At 37.0% G+C, this 17,862-nt stretch carries 18 protein-coding genes; 11 read left to right on the top strand and 7 right to left on the bottom strand.

Features of this window, described 5'->3' with window-relative positions:
- Positions 1 to 6: 6 nt before the first annotated feature.
- The 7 genes from ASG31_RS03560 (at position 7) to ASG31_RS03530 (ending at position 7,544) form a co-directional block, all read left to right on the top strand.
- The gene (locus ASG31_RS03560; RefSeq protein ID WP_056027930.1) at positions 7 to 1,290 is read left to right on the top strand and encodes a cation:proton antiporter; all 1,284 of its coding nucleotides are present in this window, start codon (positions 7 to 9) and stop codon (positions 1,288 to 1,290) included.
- The gene (locus ASG31_RS03555) at positions 1,280 to 2,011 is read left to right on the top strand and encodes a DNA alkylation repair protein (RefSeq protein ID WP_231433697.1); all 732 of its coding nucleotides are present in this window, start codon (positions 1,280 to 1,282) and stop codon (positions 2,009 to 2,011) included. The genes ASG31_RS03560 and ASG31_RS03555 overlap by 11 nt, the downstream gene beginning before the upstream one ends.
- Positions 2,012 to 2,036: 25 nt before the next feature.
- A complete protein-coding gene (locus ASG31_RS03550) occupies positions 2,037 to 2,699 on the top strand; it encodes a hypothetical protein (protein WP_056028105.1) in 663 nt (220 codons plus the stop codon).
- A gap of 18 nt (positions 2,700 to 2,717) precedes the next feature.
- Positions 2,718 to 4,829 carry a hypothetical protein gene (locus ASG31_RS03545; RefSeq protein WP_056027928.1) on the top strand — a complete coding sequence of 704 codons (2,112 nt, stop codon included), beginning with the start codon at positions 2,718 to 2,720 and terminating at the stop codon, positions 4,827 to 4,829.
- Positions 4,830 to 6,050, top strand: a complete 1,221-nt coding sequence (locus ASG31_RS03540) for a hypothetical protein (RefSeq protein WP_056027926.1) — start codon at positions 4,830 to 4,832, stop codon at positions 6,048 to 6,050.
- An 18-nt stretch (positions 6,051 to 6,068) separates the two neighbouring features.
- Complete coding sequence (locus ASG31_RS03535; protein WP_185113189.1) at positions 6,069 to 6,407, top strand: DUF6122 family protein; 339 nt, start codon at positions 6,069 to 6,071, stop codon at positions 6,405 to 6,407.
- 66 nt (positions 6,408 to 6,473) lie between these two features.
- Positions 6,474 to 7,544 (top strand): calcium:proton antiporter, encoded by a 1,071-nt coding sequence (locus ASG31_RS03530; RefSeq protein ID WP_056027924.1) that lies wholly within the window; start codon positions 6,474 to 6,476, stop codon positions 7,542 to 7,544.
- 33 nt (positions 7,545 to 7,577) lie between these two features.
- Here ASG31_RS03530 and ASG31_RS03525 read toward each other — a convergent pair whose 3' ends face one another.
- On the bottom strand, positions 7,578 to 7,958 hold the full coding sequence (locus ASG31_RS03525; RefSeq protein ID WP_056027922.1) for a group III truncated hemoglobin: 381 nt from the start codon (positions 7,956 to 7,958) through the stop codon (positions 7,578 to 7,580).
- A 231-nt stretch (positions 7,959 to 8,189) separates the two neighbouring features.
- Between ASG31_RS03525 and ASG31_RS03520 the strand changes: the two genes are divergently transcribed.
- A complete protein-coding gene (locus ASG31_RS03520; protein WP_056027919.1) occupies positions 8,190 to 9,164 on the top strand; it encodes an ion channel in 975 nt (324 codons plus the stop codon).
- Positions 9,161 to 9,649: a YkgJ family cysteine cluster protein gene (locus ASG31_RS03515; protein WP_056027917.1), complete on the top strand. Its 489-nt coding sequence runs from the start codon at positions 9,161 to 9,163 to the stop codon at positions 9,647 to 9,649. Before ASG31_RS03520 ends, ASG31_RS03515 begins: the two co-directional genes overlap by 4 nt.
- Positions 9,650 to 9,777: 128 nt before the next feature.
- Here ASG31_RS03515 and ASG31_RS03510 read toward each other — a convergent pair whose 3' ends face one another.
- The gene (locus ASG31_RS03510) at positions 9,778 to 10,143 is read right to left on the bottom strand and encodes an iron chaperone (RefSeq protein ID WP_056027915.1); all 366 of its coding nucleotides are present in this window, start codon (positions 10,141 to 10,143) and stop codon (positions 9,778 to 9,780) included.
- Between the two features lie 133 nt (positions 10,144 to 10,276).
- Between ASG31_RS03510 and ASG31_RS03505 the strand changes: the two genes are divergently transcribed.
- A complete protein-coding gene (locus ASG31_RS03505; protein WP_056027912.1) occupies positions 10,277 to 10,732 on the top strand; it encodes a hypothetical protein in 456 nt (151 codons plus the stop codon).
- Between the two features lie 133 nt (positions 10,733 to 10,865).
- Here ASG31_RS03505 and gdhA read toward each other — a convergent pair whose 3' ends face one another.
- From gdhA to ASG31_RS03490, 3 genes are all read right to left on the bottom strand, one after another.
- Entirely contained in the window at positions 10,866 to 12,224 is a 1,359-nt protein-coding gene (gene gdhA, locus ASG31_RS03500; RefSeq protein WP_056027910.1) for an NADP-specific glutamate dehydrogenase, read from the bottom strand.
- Between the two features lie 189 nt (positions 12,225 to 12,413).
- The gene (gene dprA / locus ASG31_RS03495) at positions 12,414 to 13,523 is read right to left on the bottom strand and encodes a DNA-processing protein DprA (RefSeq protein WP_056027908.1); all 1,110 of its coding nucleotides are present in this window, start codon (positions 13,521 to 13,523) and stop codon (positions 12,414 to 12,416) included.
- Between the two features lie 30 nt (positions 13,524 to 13,553).
- Complete coding sequence (locus tag ASG31_RS03490) at positions 13,554 to 14,327, bottom strand: rhomboid family intramembrane serine protease (protein ID WP_056028100.1); 774 nt, start codon at positions 14,325 to 14,327, stop codon at positions 13,554 to 13,556.
- A gap of 225 nt (positions 14,328 to 14,552) precedes the next feature.
- Between ASG31_RS03490 and ASG31_RS03485 the strand changes: the two genes are divergently transcribed.
- Positions 14,553 to 15,491, top strand: coding sequence for a DUF3078 domain-containing protein (locus ASG31_RS03485; protein ID WP_056027906.1), 939 nt, complete (start codon positions 14,553 to 14,555; stop codon positions 15,489 to 15,491).
- A 68-nt stretch (positions 15,492 to 15,559) separates the two neighbouring features.
- Here ASG31_RS03485 and sufD read toward each other — a convergent pair whose 3' ends face one another.
- Together sufD and sufC are read right to left on the bottom strand one after the other, a co-directional pair.
- Positions 15,560 to 16,864: a Fe-S cluster assembly protein SufD gene (gene sufD, locus ASG31_RS03480; protein ID WP_082504431.1), complete on the bottom strand. Its 1,305-nt coding sequence runs from the start codon at positions 16,862 to 16,864 to the stop codon at positions 15,560 to 15,562.
- A 227-nt stretch (positions 16,865 to 17,091) separates the two neighbouring features.
- On the bottom strand, positions 17,092 to 17,835 hold the full coding sequence (gene sufC / locus ASG31_RS03470; protein ID WP_056027902.1) for a Fe-S cluster assembly ATPase SufC: 744 nt from the start codon (positions 17,833 to 17,835) through the stop codon (positions 17,092 to 17,094).
- Positions 17,836 to 17,862: the final 27 nt, after the last annotated feature.

Genomic DNA, 17,862 nt, shown 5'->3' with positions numbered 1-17,862 from the left:
TTTTTAATGGAATTATACTACTCATTTTCAGCACTTATTGTCTTAGCATCTATTTTCGCCTACATCAACTACCGTTTTCTGAAACTGCCAAGCACCATCGGAATTATGGTAATTGCCATAACGGTTTCTATCATTCTGGTTTTATTTGGTGAGAGTTTTCTTCCAAAAACCTTCGGTCATCTTAATAATCTGATGATCAGTATTGATTTTACAGAGGTTCTGATGGGAGCAATGTTAAATTTCCTTCTCTTCGCGGGAGGAATTCATATTAACATCAATGATTTAAAAGAACAGTTCCGGCCGGTTCTGATATTTTCTACTGCGGGCGTTATTATTTCTACATTCATCGTTGGTTTTGGGATGTTTTACATCCTGCCTCTGGTGGGTTTACAGATTCCGTTTATCTACTGTCTCGTTTTCGGAGCGTTAATTTCTCCTACAGATCCGGTAGCGGTTTTAAGTATTCTGAAACAGGCTAACGTGCGTAAATCTCTGGAAACAAAAATTGCAGGAGAATCTCTTTTTAATGACGGTATGGCGGTTGTGGTTTTTACTGTTGTTTTGCAGCTGGCTGTGGGCAAAGAAGTTGATTTGAGCATAGAAAGCATTGGTGTTTTACTTCTTCATGAAGCAGGTGGAGGCCTGCTTTTAGGCGTTGTTCTGGGATGGATTACCTCAAGATTAATGCGCGAGGTGGATGATTATATTATTTCGGTTCTGGTAACGCTGGCCGTAGTAATGGGTGGTTACCTTGTTGCAAGGCAGATGCACGTTTCAGGACCTCTGACGATGGTTGCAGCAGGACTTTTTATGGGAAATTTTAATGTTAAATTTAAAATGAAATCTATCACTCAGGATTATCTTATTAAATTCTGGGAACTGATTGATGAAATTCTGAATGCCGTTTTATTTCTCTTTATAGGTTTTGAACTTTTGATGATCAAAGATCTGAATCACTATGTGATCCCGGGTCTTATTGCCGTTGCAGTAGTGCTGTTTGCAAGATTTATATCAATTTGGGGACCTACTAAACTGATGCCGTTCAATACAAGGTTCAGTCCGCAGACGATTAAAGTTCTGTTCTGGGGCGGAATACGCGGTGGGGTTTCAATCGCTTTGGCAATGTCTATTCCCAAAGGAGAATACCATAATATTATTTTGAGCATTACCTACTGTGTAGTGGTGTTTTCAATTATCGTTCAGGGACTTACGATTGCAAAAGTTGCCAATCCGAAACAGATCGAACAGGAAGAAATGGCGCAGGAAAACCTGGTTACAGATGAAAAATAATATGATGGTGATGACTGCAGATCTTAAAAATGCTCTTTCTGAACTAGCATTTCCCGAAAAAGCAGCTTTTCTGCCTAAATTTTTCAAAACCGGAAAGGGTGAATATGGTGAAGGCGATCTCTTTTTGGGTGTAAAAGTTCCGGACCAGAGAGCAGTAGCTAAAGAGTTCTATGCCAAAATTTCCTTAGAAGAAATTGCAGAACTTTTGAATTCAAACTATCATGAGCATCGCCTGACAGCACTTCTGATGCTTGTTTTACAGTTTGAAAAGACTAAAGATTCAGACATGAAGGCTGAAATTATCCGTTTTTACCTTAATAATTTGGAGGGAATTAACAGCTGGGATTTGGTAGACACCAGCTGTTACAAAATTTTAGGAAGATATGCTTTTGAAAATCAGACAGATGACCTCTTAATTAACCTTTCGGAATCTGAAAATATGTGGCACAAAAGAATTGCTGTGGTGGGCACGATGCATTACGTAAAAAAAGGTAATTTTGAATTGACAAAAAAACTGGTTCTGAAGAATCTGCATCACAGTCATGATTTAATGCACAAGGCAAACGGCTGGCTTTTGAGAGAAATGGGAAATAAAAATGAGAACGAACTTCTCGGTTTTCTTAATCTTCACTACAAAAATATGCCACGCACAAGCCTTCGGTACGCCATCGAAAAGCTGGATGAAAATTTAAGACAGGATTATCTGAAAGGAAAAATTTAAAAACGTGAAAAAATCTGTAAATGATATGAAATTAAAATACATTTTGCTTCTCATCCCTCTTCTGATGCTAACGAGCTGTTTTGACATTCTGGATAAAATAAACATCAAAGCCGATGGCAGCGGAGATTACACCCTTATTCTGAACGCCAGCAAAAGCAAAACCCGTATTGCATCCATGTCTAAAATGGAAACCGTTAACGGCAAAAAAGTTCCGAAAAGATCTGAAATTGAAGCAAAAATCAATCAGGCGGCACAGATTTTCAAGACCACACCGGGAATTTCTAATGTAAAAACTTCGCTGGATTTTGACAGTTATATCATCAAACTCAGCTGCAGTTTTAAAAAAATTGAAAACATCAATGCAGGTCTGGAGCAGCTTAAAACCAAAAACATTATCGGCAAAATGGTTCCTACCAATATGTACAGCCAAAATCTTCAGAAAAAAACCTTTACCAGAAATAAAGTAAATACCTTTAAAGAAGACTACAACAAACTGGGGACGGCAGACAAAGAAGTTTTTGCAACTGCAAAATATGTCTCTGTAATGCAGTTTGAAAACACAGTAAAGTCTCAGACCAACAGTGCCTACCAGCTTTCGCCCAACAAAAAAGCAATGAAACTGGAAGGGAACGTTTTAGATTTTATCCTCCAGAAAAAACAATTACAAAACAATATTATTTTCCAATAAAAAATTACAACTGATTACATGAAAAAACACTTACTGAAGATGCAGAATATCTTTGTTCTCCTGTTCTGTTTTGGCTTCCTGAATGCTCAGCAGAGTCTTAAAATGCCGAAAGACGCTCTTTTTTACATGGAAATAAATGGCAAGCAGCTCAACAATAAGGTCAACTGGGAAAAGCTGAATCCGTTTTTTAAAGAACTTTCTAAAAATGACGATAAAAAAACTGCATTGTGGAATGACTATTCAAAAACAGGAATTAAATATGACGCCACCCAATATCATTATGCTTCTGCAAATGATTCTGTGTACGCTTACACCACATATTTCACTTTAGACAACAATGTGAAGTTTAATGAATTTATCGGTTCTGTAAAAAGAAAAGGGCAGGAAGTTATCAAAAAAAGCAATTACGAATATGTAGACATTGACGATAATGTTTTTGTAGCCTGGAATGACAAAAAAGCCGTTCTGAAAGTGATGAATTATGATAAACCTTACAGCTACGACATCTATGCAGACAGCGCAGTATCTGTAGTAGACAGTGCAATGGCGGCAGTTGACAGCGTTTATGTGGGCGAGCCGGAAGAAGCGGCAGAAGAAATACCATTTGATTATAAAGAGGAAATCAAATATCTGAAGGAAGAAATTACCTACATTAAGCAGAATATTAAAGACAGCAACGCTGAGATTTTAAAACTCCAGAAAGACATCAAGTATCTGGAAAAGCACAAAAAATATCCTGAAGAAAAGCCGGTAAAAGAAGCCATCAGAGATACTACCTACACAGAAACTGCGGAAGAAGAAGTACCGCCTCCACCACCGGTAGGCCCCAGAAAACATGAAGATGGCGAGGAGGAAGAAGAAGAACAAGATATGGAGTATGACTACGAGGCCGAAGCAAAAATTGATTCTGCCTACCACAAAGAAATGGACTCTCTGAACATTGAGAAGTTTAAAATTATAAAAAAACTTGCAGAGGAAGATTTCACCAGATTTTTCAATTCAAATCTTGAACTTGAGGTGTCTAAGGACGTGTTGAGTTTCAGAGACGCGAAGTCTGATATTTTTATTCATACCGATTATGCAAAAATCTTTGGTTTACAGACATACAAAAGCATTTACCGAGAGTTCGGGCTTGATCAGATGCTCGGTAAAATATACAATTCAAACTCATCATACAATCTTTATTTTGATGATGATAAGGTGAGACTTGTAAATAATTATCAACATAAAAACACAGACATCAACAACAGTTTTGCGGCGCTATACAAAGGCAAAAAGAATAAAAAACTCAATGCGCTGATCAATGACAAAAGCATTGGATACTATGCAATGAACCTCAATGGATACAAATATTTTGATTTGATTTACACTCTTTTTGATAATTCCGGTGACGGAGAATATCAGAAAGAAATTAAACTGATGATGGAAACTGTGAAAATTGTACTTGACGAAGAAGCCATCTCTAAAATAGCTCCCGGAAACGGAATTTTTGTTCTGAATGAGCTGAAATCTAAAAAAGTAGATTACACAGAATTCGAGTATGATGATGATTACAACGAAAAAGAAATCAAAAAAACCAAAGATGTAATGGTTCCGGATTTTACATTTGCTTTCGCTACAGAAAACGAAAAATACTGGAACAGAATTTTCGATATGCTTCTTACCAATAAAGAGACCTCCAAAAACTTTATTAAAGAAGGAAATTTTTACAGATTCAAAGAAGGAAACAGCCAGGGAGCGGTAGATCAGTTTTATTTTACAGTGAAAGACGGAATTGTTTATTTAACAACTTCAAAAGAGAATATCAACCCTAAAACACAGTCAGACATCAGCAAAAACTGGATGAAAGATTCTGCCAAATATGCGGTTTCAGGAAGATTAAACATTCAGAAATTACTCATTGGGCTAGACCAGGAGTTTAAAGATTCTTCGGATATTAAACTTCTGAATCTGATGAAAAAAAATGCAGGCGAACTGAATTACAGAAGCGAAGTGAAAGGCAACAGCATCCAAACTGAGATTCATTACAACATCAAAACATCAGCAGAAAACAGCCTGATGTATTTCTTCGATTTAGCCGATGAAATCTACAAAATTACAGAAGCTGACAAAAAAGATCAGACTTTGTAAATGAAAAAGAAAACACTTCTTTATCTGATTCCGGCCATTGTGCTGATGGCGGTGTATTTTGGGCTCTATCATAAAAATAAAGACCTGAAATACATTCCCGACAGCGCAGACGCCGCCATCATTATTGATGTGAAAAATATCACCAGACAATATCTCGTTGAAGCGCTTACCCATCCATCGGTCTGGTTTAAAGACGGAAAAAAGAAAGACAAAATTTCCTGGAGCGATGCCGGAGTTAGAATTCCTGATTTTATTCAGATCTTTCATTTGAAGAACGACGAGATTTCAAACTGGAACGCTGTTTTTGAGATCACAGATCAGGAAGAACTGCTGTTATTTTTAAAAAACAGACAATTTCAACCGAAAGGCAATGGTTTGTTCAGCAATGGAATATTTTCCATAAAAATTTCCGGGGAACATTGCATGATCGGGACCAGTGGGAAATCATTTTCTGCCATAGAAAAAGCTTTAGACAGGAAAAAAAACATACGGAATGCGGATGATTTTATGAATGACGGCAGTGGCGGTTTAGGAATTTTTGATAAGGATAAAACAGAAAAATATTCAATTCACCTGGAGGATTACGCTATTGAAATTTCAGATTTTAAAAATTTCAAGCCTGAAGAATTATCTTTGATTAAAGATCAGTCACAAGATTTCTTAAAGGCAAAACTTGATCAGAAAAACCTTCAGCAGATTGCTGGGATTTTAAAAACAGATATTTTTTCAGACCCGAATATTGAGTCTCTGCAATTGGTATCAGATTTAAAACAGGAAACAGATACTTTGATCAGCTATGATTATGACGAAAATTTTAACGAGGTAGAAAAGGTAAGCTATCAGAAGATTACGCAGCCGCAGTACCAGATTCAGATAAAATCTGAAAATCCCGGTTTGGTTTTAGACAATTTCAGACGAAAGAAGAAAGTTGACGAAAAACAGCAGTTTACGGGAATTCCGTTTCTTCCGAATGAGATTGTAAAATACAGCAATGCTGTTTTCATCCGTTCAAAAAAACATCCTGAGCTGAAAGATTATCCGCAGAAGAATTTTGTTTTGATTAAAAATAATCCGCTGTTGTTTGCCTCGCTCAAAACGCTGTCACCAAACATCCGCAAGAGACTGGATGAAGCAGAATCTGTTTTTTATCTGAATGAGGGAAATCAATACCTGCTGAGAGTTCAGTTTAAACAGGGAAATTTACCCTTAATTCTGAGATAATAATTAAAGATATATCCGATGAATGCTGATGATCTTGCCATACTGAGAACTTTTACCCATTATTTTTTACACCTTATTTTTCCGGCTGCTATTGCCTACATTTTTTTTCAGCCACAGTGGAAAAAGGCTTATTTCATAATGGTGGCAACGATGCTTGTAGATCTGGATCACCTTTTGGCAACCCCCGTTTTTGATCCTGACAGAATGAGTGTAGGTTTTCATCTACTTCATTCTTACCCTATGATTGCGGTTTATTTTTTGATGCTTTTTTTTAAGGGAAATATCAGAATCATTGCCGTGAGTCTGCTTTTCCATATGTTTACAGATTTTCAGGATTTTATATTTTGGCAGCATTAAAATGTGATTAATATTTTCTTTTAAGACTGCCCTTTCCCTATATTTATTGTATTTTTAGAGACAGTTATGAGGCTAAAAGATTTTTTACATTACACCTACATTTTCCCTGTTTTGGCGGTAATTTATTACTTCCTGAATTTAATGGGAACAGGTGTTATATTTGATGTAATTGCAGGGATTTTACTTACGGGCAGCGTTTTATCTGCCGTTCACCACGCAGAAGTGGTAGCTCATAAAGTAGGCGAACCGTACGGTACTATTATTTTAGCTTTATGTATTACCATTATTGAGGTTGCGTTAATCGTTTCTCTGATGGTTGCCGGTGGCGAGCAGGCAATTACACTCGCGCGGGATACTGTTTTTGCAGCCGTTATGATTATCCTCAACGGGATTATAGGGATCTGCATTCTGGTAGGTGGTGTAAAATATTTTGAACAGTATTTTGCAAGAACATCAGCCACAACGTATCTGGTAAGTATAGTTTCTATTCTGGTGATCACTCTGGTGCTTCCTAATTTTACCTCCAGCGTTAATGGCCCTTACTATAACAGTGCACAGTTAATATTTGTTTCGATTGCCTGTCTGGTGATTTACGGCGTATTTCTGATGGTGCAGACCGTACGGCACCGAAGCTATTTTGTACCGGCAGACGGGGGCAAAGAAGAGTATTATATTCCCAGTACCATGCAGTCTGTTTTGAGCTTTCTCTTTTTGGTAGTATGCTTAATCATTGTAGTTTTAATGGCGAAAGGCTTATCTAAAACCATTGAAGATATGGTACAGAGCATGGGTGCCCCAAAATCTCTGGTAGGTGTAATCATTGCAGCTGTGGTCTTGCTTCCTGAGGGAGTTGCAGCCATTCGTGCAGCGAGAAACAATAAGATACAGTCGAGTTTAAATTTAGCTTTAGGATCTGCTTTGGCGAGTATTGGGCTGAGTATCCCTGCGATTTCGGCGGTGAGTATTATGTATGATATTCCGCTGGTTTTAGGTTTGGATAAGAAAGATATTATTTTACTTACGCTATCCGTATTTATCGTGATGCTGTCTTTAAGCAGAGGAAAAACAAATGTTTTGTATGGAACAGTTTTACTTGTGAATCTGGCTGCCTATATTTTTACGGTCATTGTACCATAGCGGATATGTAGGTTAAGGTTAAGACAAATTAAGTTAAAGTCTTCTTGCCATTTCCATTTTGTAAGACATTAATTGGGCAATGTTTTCCGATTTTGTAATCGCCATATCGGCGTTTTCACCACTGAAATTCTCTTCTATGGTTTGCTTCCAAAGTTTTAACCACTGTTCAAAATGATGTTTTTCCATGGCTTCCAGTTGATTGATGGGAAAATGTACAGCCATCGGATTTCCTTTGTAAGTCATTTGTCCAAACAAAATCGTTTCCCAGAAAGAATACATTTTAGGCAAATGCTTTTTAAAATCAACATTCACAATGTCCTTAAAGAAAAAACCTATTGTTTCATCTTCTACAACTTTGTCATAAAAAGAATTGACAAGCAGTTCTATATCTTCTCTTGATTCTAATATTTTCATTGGATTTAATTTGAATTGAAACTTAAAAAGGTCTGTCAAATTTAGTTTAATTCTAAAATCTTTATGATGAATATCGTATTGATAAGTCTCATAAATTTTGCTTTTAAAAATATTTCAATTAATCAGACAATATTTAGATTATTTAAGAATGATAATTTCAAATAACAATATTTTATCTTTGCAAAGTTTATCACTTTATAAATCCTTTTTAAAAACACAAATGATCACCGTATGGCTAAAAGTTTAAGAAAAAAAATTGCGCAGGAAAACACTGAAAACAGTGGTTTCGGCAATCGGGCCACTGGCAGATTTATCAACAGAGACGGACTTCCCAATGTACGGAGGAGCGGCATCAATGTTTTAAACAGGCTCAGCTGGTATCATACAATGCTCAATCTGTCATCATTCCGTTTCATTACGTATCTCGTGGTGATGTACATTGTGATCAATCTTGTTTTTGCTTTTATTTACTATCTTATTGGCGTAGAACACCTTACCGGAATTGATAAAAGTGATCCCTTTAATGAATTTATTGACGTTTTCTTCTTCAGCTCGCAGACCTTTACAACCGTAGGCTATGGGAGAATTGCGCCGGTAGGATTTATGGCCAGTCTGGTTGCAACTTTCGAAGCATTTTTGGGATTGCTGACTTTTGCGATTGCTACAGGTCTGTTTTATGGAAGATTTTCAAGGCCTAGGGCATATCTCAGATTTTCAGACATCGCTGTTATTGCGCCGTTTCAGGACGCCACGGCATTGATGTTTAGGCTGGCACCTTACAAGAATAATGCTTTAACAGATGCTGAAGTGACGCTTTCAACAGCCATCGAAATAAGTGACAATGGCCACACAAAAAGCAATTTTTACAGGCTGGAAACCCAATTGAGTAAAATCAATACATTAGCATTAAACTGGACGGTAGTACATAAAATTAACAGAGACTCACCATTCTACGGATTTTCAGAAGCGGATTTTAAGAATACCAGTATTGAAATTATCGTACATATAAGAGCTTTTGATGAAGTATTTTCTAATACTGTAGTTCAAAGATCATCATACATATCGCAGGAAATTATTTACGGAGCAAAGTTTCTCCCAATGTACTATCCCGATGCAGAAAGAGACTCCACAGTTCTGGATCTGGACAAAATTAATGAATTTCAAAAAACAGAACTCCCTGCTTTTGATGGAGAAAAATCAGAATGAATTTAGAATCTAATAAAAAAAGGGCTTTAGAAAAACAGAAAGAACACAGAAAGTTTCTGGACAGTCTGAAAAAGAAACCACCCAAAAACCTGGATTATACCGTTCAGGAAACGCATGAGGAGGTTTTTGAAAAAGTAGACTGTCTTCAATGTGCCAATTGCTGTAAAACCACGGGCCCGCTTTACACCGAAAAGGATATTGAAAGAATTTCAAAGCACCTTCGCATGAAACAGGCTGATTTTGAATCCAAATTTCTGCGAATTGATGAAGAAGACGATAAAGTACTGCAGAATCTACCCTGCCATTTTCTGAATGAGGATAACACCTGTTCAATCTACGATGTTCGTCCAAAAGCCTGCAGAGAATATCCTCATACAGACCGGAAAAAGATTTATCAGATTAATGATTTGATGATTAAAAATACGGTGATTTGTCCGGCTGCGTTTGAGTTTGTAGAAAAGATGATGATGAAGTTAGGGAAGTAAGTCTGGTGATGGATGATGGATAATTGGATCTAAAACATTATGGTCATCAGATAGCAGTCCTACGGACTGCCCCTTCCTTCTGAGATTCTCTTTTTACAAAGATACGGCTCCTACGGAGCCGCCCTTGCTTATTTCAAAAGATCAATTTCAGATATTTTAAACTTAACCATTCTCTCCACCAAATCCAAAGGCAGAGCCTCATTCAGGGGAAACTGTACCGCACCTTTCGAGAATTTATATTTTCTTTCAATAAAATCCTTCTCAAAAAATTTGATACCGTCTGAAGCAGGGTAAAAACCGATGTGATTTTTATAGGCTGCAAAGTAAACCAACTGCTTCTTTTTATATCTGAATGCCGGCATCTGATAACCGATGTACTCTTCCAAATCAGCAATCTGTTCGTGGATGGTTTTTCTGAGCAACTCCAGTTTAACCTGAACTTCCTTGGGAAAAAGTAGAAAATACTCCTCAAAATTGGTGAAGATGTTTTTCATTGAAAAGTTTTCAGCAAAAATATAAAGAATGAAATTCCAAATAACTAAAACGTAAAAAAAATATTAATGTGATCACTCATCACAGAGTTGTACGCTATTTGTATAGTATTGATTATCACCAAAATATTATATTATGAAAAAATTAATTTTAGCAGCTTTTGCAATGGGAGGTATATTTGCTGTTTCTGCACAGACTGCACCTCAAAAGACAAAGACAGTTCCAAAAACTGTTACGACTCCATCCACAACTCAGAAAGGTTTGACTATTCCCAGAGGAAACCTTAACTCAGATGTAAGAGCGTTGAATAATAATCAATTAAGCGCCGGAAACACTCTGCAGGGAACTATGAATAGCAATCTGGGCAACATGAATAATGGAACCATCAATTCTGCCAACCCAAACGGAACTCTTCCAATGAGTACAGGTATTGTGGATAATAAAGTTTCATCGCCTGGTACGGTCAACATTGGAACCACAGGCAGTCTCAACACAAGCGGAACCGTAAATACAGGGGTTAACAGACCTATGCCGGGATCCGGGACGGTAAATACCACCACTCCGACAACACCTGTAAAAAAGACAAAATAAGACAATTTGTGTCAAAAAAAAAGCATTGAACTGGACATTCAATGCTTTCACTTTCACTATTACTTTTTCCCATTTATAATCCCGGGACAGGCTTTATGAAAAAAGGCCGGGAAAATTTCCCAGCCTTTATTTTTTATACTACACCTTGAGCCAACATTGCTTCAGCTACTTTTACGAAGCCGGCGATGTTTGCACCTTTTACATAGTTTACATATCCGTCTTCCTCTTTACCGTAGTCTCTACAAGCTTTGTGGATTCCGATCATGATTTCTTTCAGTCTTGCGTCAACTTCTTCAGAAGTCCAGTTTAATCTGATGGAGTTTTGCGTCATTTCTAAACCTGAAGTAGCTACACCACCGGCATTTGAAGCTTTCCCCGGAGAGAATAAAACTTTATTGTCGAGGAAATAGTTAATTGCTTCCAGTGTTGAAGGCATGTTTGCCGCTTCAGTTACACAAAGACAACCGTTTTCAACCAGCATTTTAGCATCTTCGAAGTCAAGTTCATTCTGAGTTGCAGAAGGAATGGCCACATCACATTTTACTTCCCAAGGACGTTTCCCGGCATAGAAAACTGCTGATGGATATTTTTTCACATAATCTTCAGCTCTGTTGTTCCCTGAAGCTCTCAACTCAAGAAGGAAATCGATTTTTTCTCCGTCGATACCGTCTTTATCATATACATAACCGTCAGGACCCGAAAGTGTAACCACTTTTCCGCCAAGCTCGTGTACTTTTTTGATTACCCCCCAAGCAACGTTACCGAAACCTGAAACTGAAACAATTTTATCTTTAAAAGTCTGTCCGATAGTCTTCAGCATCTGCTCTGCGAAATAGACCACACCGTAACCAGTAGCTTCAGGACGGATTAATGATCCACCGTAAGCAAGACCTTTCCCTGTAAGAACTCCCGTAAATTCGTTTCTGATCTTCTTGTACATTCCGAAAAGGTATCCGATTTCTCTAGCACCTACACCGATATCACCGGCAGGAACGTCTGTTTCAGGACCTACATGCTTACAAAGCTCAGCCATGAAAGCCTGACAGAATCTCATCACTTCCATATCAGTTTTACCTTGCGGATCGAAGTCTGACCCTCCTTTACCACCTCCCATCGGAAGCGTAGTTAAAGAGTTTTTGAAAACCTGCTCGAAGGCTAAGAATTTAAGAACTGAAAGGTTTACGGTTGGATGGAAACGGATTCCTCCTTTGTAAGGCCCAATTGCAGAGTTCATCTGAATTCTGAAACCTCTGTTTACCTGAATTTCTCCTTTGTCGTCAACCCAAGGAACTCTGAAAATGATAATTCTTTCTGCTTCTGCCATTCTTTCCAGAAGCTTCATTCCAGTGTATTCCTTTCTTGTAAGGATAAACGGAATTACAGTTACAGCCACTTCTTTCACGGCCTGTAAGAATTCCGGTTCATTAGGGTTTTTTGCTTCTATCTTTGCAATAAACTCCTGAATTTTCTGATCAACATTATATTGTTCCATATATTAGGGTTGAAAATTATATCAACAAATTTAATTTTTTTTTCAAGATTTGCAATAGGTTAAATCATATTTATTGAAAATTCAATAATAATACATCATAATATTATTAAATCAATAATTTTTCATTAATTTTTGCCAAATATGAAATGTTATATCTAAAATAATGAAATATTAAGAAATCATTAAATATTAAATAGCCAAAAATTGTCTCCCGGAAAATGATTTTACTTTTCCTAAAAGCTCCAGCTCCAGGATTACCGGTAATAATTTATGAGAAGGCATCTCTGTTTTTTCCGCCAGATCATCTAACGTGACATGAGGATTTTGTTTGATACGGAGATAAATTAATTCCTGACTTTCAGATAATTGAATCGTAATTTTACTCTGCGGGAAAAGCTCTTCAATGATATCTTTAGAATCATTAAATCCCAGCAAGTCAAGCAAATCTTTTAATGTAGAAATTGCAGTTGCTTTATTCTGATAAATCAAATGATTACAACCCTGGCTATATCTGTCTGAAATTCTTCCCGGCAAAGCAAAAACATCCCTGTTGTAAGTATTGGCAAAGGTTGCGGTACTGATCGATCCACCACCAAAAGCTGTTTCTACTACAATTGTTGCCGGAGACATTCCCGCTACCACTCTATTTCTCTGGATGAAATTTTCGCGGTCGGGTTTTCTTGAGGAATTAAATTCCGTTAACAATCCTCCACCTTCTTCAATTATCTTTTCTGATAGCTTCCTGTTTTTCGCCGGATAAAACGTGTGAAAACCATGTGCCAAAACTCCAATCGTCTGAATTTGATGCTTTAAAGACTGCTCGTGAACCTCTTTATCAACACCCAGCGCCAAACCACTCACTGAAATGTATGAATGTGATTTTGTCTCTTCAAAAAAATCTTCTATAAATTTTTTGCCGTAAGAAGTAATATTTCTCGTTCCGACCATGCTCACTGTTTTTAAATTTACGTCAAAATTTCCTTTCTGATAAAGAATTGCCGGTGCATCATCACATTCACTGAGCAAAAACGGAAGCTCTTTTTGATGGCGGAGATTTATTTTAACTGAATTTTTTTCGCAGAAAGCGATTTCCTTTTCGGCAAATTTCAAATGAGCCGAATTTCCTATATCTGAAACCGTTTTTAAGCCCATTCCGCCGGTTTTGCTGAGTTCTTTTTTAGAAAACTTCCAGACATTTTCTGCCGTTCCGAAGCGGCGCACCAATTTCAGAAAGTTGATATCTCCTATAAAATTACACTCCCGCAGCGCAATAGAATACAGTTGCTCTTCTGTGTACATTCATGTTTTATTTATATCAAATATAACCATTTAAGATTTATTTCTTCTCAAATCTTCCAGATGATCCCAAATATCCTCTCTTTTCTGGTACGGAAGTTCTAGGAAGTCATCTGGGTGGTTTTCTTTGTATTCCTGCCAGAGCTTATCATCTTTCTCACTATAATAATCGGGAAACTCCCAAATGTATTTTTTCTTTTTCTCACCAGATTTCTTGAAAGTAAGGGCCAAAACACTTCCTACAATTGCACCTGCTGAGTGTGCCTGCCAGGAAATTTTACTTGGCTCCATCATGGTGCTGAAGAGTTCTTCGGGAAACATTCCCCAAATTAAACTTCCATAATACAGTACAACAAGCAGAGAAATGGTAAGCAGTTTCATATTCCATCTGAATACACCACTGAAAAAAAGGAAAAACGCAAGAACATACACCACTCCACTCGCGCCGATGGTACAGGTGTAAGCATATTCGCCTGTGAAAATATCAACCGGCGGAAGAACCCAGACCAGAAATCCTGTAGCAATCCATCCTATTACAAAAACTTTGCTGGCCACCTCAGGGTAAAACTGATATAAAAGAAACATCAAAATCGCAATCGGGATAGAATTACTTACAATATGATCTGTACTCCCATGAAGAAGCGGGGAGGTAATGATACCCAAAAGACCTTCAGGCAACAACGGAATAACTGCACCGAAGCAACTGTCAAAAAAGCCATTGGCCTGCAGCAGAAAACCGAACCACATCGCAGCCAGCATTATCAAAGGATAAAACAGTGCTTTTTTTGAAACTATATCTTTAATCATACTTCTGTCTCTCAAAAGGAAAGCCATGGATAAATTTCGGAAATTTTGGCTTTTAATTTTACATTTTTAAATATTATCAGGACAGAAAGTTATTAATCTCTGTGCCGTATTATTTTATTTCTCAGACATTAGAAAAAGATTGAAGCAAATGATGAAAATTTTCAAAACAACTCATTCTACCGTCTGTTTATATATTCTTATTTTTGCCGTGAAAAAATACTTTTAATGAACACAAAGAAACTTTTATTCATTTTTCTGATCTTTACCTGTTTTCAAATGAATGCTCAGGTAATCATCAGTGACTCTGCAGCGGTAGATACAATTAAAAAACAAAGATATTGGTCTGTAGACGGCCAGATTGCCGTGATGCTTAATCAGGCAGCTTTTTCTAACTGGGTAGGCGGTGGAGCCAATAACCTGGGCTGGCTGGGAAGTTTAAACGAAAACCTCACCTACGAAAAAGGCAGAAATCTTTGGGAAAACATTTTTATTTTAAACTACGGTCAAAACACCACTCAGGGAATCGGCACCCGCAAAACCCAAGACGTTATCAATCTTTCTACCAACTACGGAAGGCAGTTTTCTAAAAGCTGGTATGTTTCTGCAGGAGCGAGCTTACAAAGCCAGTTTTCTCACGGATACGAAGACGGAAATAATCCTGAAGCTAAAAAAATCTCTTCTTTTATGGCACCCGGATATGTGAATGCCGGTTTAGGAATTACCTACAGACCCGATGACAACCTCACGATAACGTTACGCCCAGCGAATGCCAGATTTACATTTGTTCTGGATAATGAATTGCAGACTGCCGGAACTTATGGCCTTAAAAATAACGGCGAAAGCTTCCTGATGCAGTTTGGTTTCTACGGAAACGCCCTCTACAAAGTGAAGCTTATGGAAAATATTGAGATGATTAATACAGGAACTGTTTTCTCTAATTATCTGGAAGATCCAGACCACATGGTGCTATCCTACAATATGCTTCTGAAAATGAAAATCAATAAACATATTTCTTCCAACATCACTTTAGATTTGCTGTATGACCATAATCAAATTCAGAAAACGCAGCTGAAGCAGACTTTGGGAGTGGGTTTTGCCTACAATATTAATAACGGAGTGAAAAGATCTGACAGAAAAGACAGTCAGTTCTGGCTGAAGAAATAGAATTTTTTTTAAACAAAACGGGCAGTCTCAGTAAAGTGACTGCCCGTTTTTATATAAGATTATTTGAATTAAAATTCCATATTCACTTCAAGTTTTTCGGCAAGAAGTTTAGAGATTTTATCTTTTAAAGGCTCGATGTCAATATTCTCCATCGCATCATTGGCAAAAGCGAATAAAAGCAGTGCCTGAGCTTCTTTCTTAGAAATTCCCCGAGCTCTCAGATAAAATAAGGCGTCTTTATTCAACTGACCTACTGTACAACCGTGAGAACATTTTACATCATCTGCAAAAATTTCAAGCTGTGGTTTTGTATCAATTTTAGCGCCTTCGGTAAGTAGAACGTTGTTGTTTTGCTGATAAGCATTGGTTTTCTGAGCCAGTTTATCCACGAAAACTTTTCCGTTGAAAACTCCATGAGATTTTCCACTGAAAATACCTTTGTAATTCTGATAACTTTCGCAGTTCGGCTGATTGTGATGAACAGCAGTATGATGATCCACCAACTGATCTTTTCCAATAATCGTGATTCCGTTCATAAAAGAATTGATATTTGATCCGTTTTGAATAAAATCTAAATTATTTCTCACCAGTTTACCACCGAAAGAGAATGTATTTACTGTAGTTAAGCTGTCTTTCTCCTGTTTGGCAAAAGTACTGTCTACCAGATATGAAGTATCACTGTCGTTCTGAAGTTTGTGCCAGTCTGCTTTACCGTTCGGATGCGTAAAAATCTCCGTTACCGAATTTGTAAATACAAAACTGCTGTCAAAATTATGATGACTTTCAATGATTTCTACTTTTGCACCTTCTTCTACAATCAATAAATTTCTCGTGTTGTAAAAAGTGTTTTCTTCCTGATTCTGAGAAATGTAAAAAACATGAATCGGCTTTTCGATCACCACATTTTTAGGAACCTTTAAAAAGAAACCATGTTTGCAGTATGCCTGATTTAAATTGGTAAAGGCTAAATCTTTTGCCGCTATTGTATTAAAATACTTATCGAAAACTTCTTTGTGATTCTCATCATTTAACGCATAATTGAATGACAGAAATTCTGCATTTTCGATAGAAATATTTGATAATTCTTTGCGGAGTTTGCCGTTGACGAATGTGATCCAGTCGAAATTTTCTTCACCCAAATGCAGTTCATCGAGCTGTTCTTTGGTAATATTATGACCTTCTTTCGGGAAAAAGTTATAGTCTTTTTCTGTAATCTCTTTGAGACTTGTGTATTTATATTCTTCGTCTTTCTTAGTAGGAAAGCCAATCTGAGAAAATTTTGCTAAAGCCTCCACTCTGGATTCATCTAAAAAACGATGACGGAGTGTACCAAGAAATTCGCTGTGATTGTTTAAAATTTGTTCTGATAACATATTTGAGATTTGAAGTTTGAGATTTGAAATGGTGAATGTTCAATCAACTGACCATCATTTCTTTTAAATTTATCGGCTTTACCATCTGCGATTTGGCAAAAAATAAATCCGTAATTTATTTTAAAATCTCAAAACCTTCATTTTTAAGTTTTATAACTGCTTTACTGTTTAATTTCAAAATTATTTATTGCTCTCACAATATCAAATTTCAAATACCAAATTTCAAATTAATTTAGTAGCCAATCGTATCCTTTTGCTTCTAATTCTAATGCTAAAGATTTGTCACCAGTTTTGATGATTTTTCCGTTGGCTAAAACGTGTACAAAATCAGGCTGAATATAATTGAGCAGTCTTTGGTAGTGGGTAATTAAAAGAACTGCATTTCCTTCACTTTTAAAAGCATTAACTCCGTCTGCAACAATTCTGAGTGCATCGATATCCAATCCAGAATCGGTTTCATCAAGAATAGCCAGCTTAGGATTAAGCATCATCATCTGGAAAATCTCATTTCTCTTTTTCTCACCACCAGAAAAACCTTCGTTCAATGATCTTGAAAGAAAGTCTTTTTTAATTCCCAGTTTTTCAGATTTCTCACGAATCATTGCCAACATTTCTTTTGCAGGCATATCTTCCAATCCGTTTGCTTTTCTGTTTTCGTTCACAGCAGCTTTAATGAAGTTGGTTACAGAAACTCCAGGGATCTCTACCGGGTACTGAAAAGAAAGGAAAACGCCTTTATGAGCTCTTTCTTCAGGAGCATCTTCAATAATATTTTCACCTTGAAAAAAGATTTCTCCTTCCGTTACTTCGTAATCTTCTTTCCCTGCAATGACAGATGAAAGCGTTGATTTACCGGCACCGTTCGGCCCCATAATAGCGTGAACTTCGCCTGGTTTGATTTCAAGATTGATACCTTTTAATATCTGTGCGCCATCTTCAATTCTGGCGTGTAGGTTTTTAATGTTTAACATAGTTTTTTGATATGATAATTTGGTAAT

The organism is Chryseobacterium sp. Leaf404 (assembly GCF_001424145.1).
Classification (GTDB): Bacteria; Bacteroidota; Bacteroidia; order Flavobacteriales; family Weeksellaceae; genus Chryseobacterium.
This window is presented reverse-complemented; position numbering and strand designations above follow the sequence as displayed.

Bases quoted from the DNA above. Each gene is read 5' to 3' on its own strand.
- ASG31_RS03560 (WP_056027930.1), top strand. From the start codon at position 7: ATGGAATTATACTACTCATTTTCAGCACTTATTGTCTTAGCATCTATT.
- ASG31_RS03555 (WP_231433697.1), top strand. From the start codon at position 1,280: ATGAAAAATAATATGATGGTGATGACTGCAGATCTTAAAAATGCTCTT.
- ASG31_RS03550 (WP_056028105.1), top strand. From the start codon at position 2,037: ATGAAATTAAAATACATTTTGCTTCTCATCCCTCTTCTGATGCTAACG.
- ASG31_RS03545 (WP_056027928.1), top strand. From the start codon at position 2,718: ATGAAAAAACACTTACTGAAGATGCAGAATATCTTTGTTCTCCTGTTC.
- ASG31_RS03540 (WP_056027926.1), top strand. From the start codon at position 4,830: ATGAAAAAGAAAACACTTCTTTATCTGATTCCGGCCATTGTGCTGATG.
- ASG31_RS03535 (WP_185113189.1), top strand. From the start codon at position 6,069: ATGAATGCTGATGATCTTGCCATACTGAGAACTTTTACCCATTATTTT.
- ASG31_RS03530 (WP_056027924.1), top strand. From the start codon at position 6,474: ATGAGGCTAAAAGATTTTTTACATTACACCTACATTTTCCCTGTTTTG.
- ASG31_RS03525 (WP_056027922.1), bottom strand. From the start codon at position 7,958: ATGAAAATATTAGAATCAAGAGAAGATATAGAACTGCTTGTCAATTCT.
- ASG31_RS03520 (WP_056027919.1), top strand. From the start codon at position 8,190: ATGGCTAAAAGTTTAAGAAAAAAAATTGCGCAGGAAAACACTGAAAAC.
- ASG31_RS03515 (WP_056027917.1), top strand. From the start codon at position 9,161: ATGAATTTAGAATCTAATAAAAAAAGGGCTTTAGAAAAACAGAAAGAA.
- ASG31_RS03510 (WP_056027915.1), bottom strand. From the start codon at position 10,143: ATGAAAAACATCTTCACCAATTTTGAGGAGTATTTTCTACTTTTTCCC.
- ASG31_RS03505 (WP_056027912.1), top strand. From the start codon at position 10,277: ATGAAAAAATTAATTTTAGCAGCTTTTGCAATGGGAGGTATATTTGCT.
- gdhA (WP_056027910.1), bottom strand. From the start codon at position 12,224: ATGGAACAATATAATGTTGATCAGAAAATTCAGGAGTTTATTGCAAAG.
- dprA (WP_056027908.1), bottom strand. From the start codon at position 13,523: ATGTACACAGAAGAGCAACTGTATTCTATTGCGCTGCGGGAGTGTAAT.
- ASG31_RS03490 (WP_056028100.1), bottom strand. From the start codon at position 14,327: ATGATTAAAGATATAGTTTCAAAAAAAGCACTGTTTTATCCTTTGATA.
- ASG31_RS03485 (WP_056027906.1), top strand. From the start codon at position 14,553: ATGAACACAAAGAAACTTTTATTCATTTTTCTGATCTTTACCTGTTTT.
- sufD (WP_082504431.1), bottom strand. From the start codon at position 16,864: ATGTTATCAGAACAAATTTTAAACAATCACAGCGAATTTCTTGGTACA.
- sufC (WP_056027902.1), bottom strand. From the start codon at position 17,835: ATGTTAAACATTAAAAACCTACACGCCAGAATTGAAGATGGCGCACAG.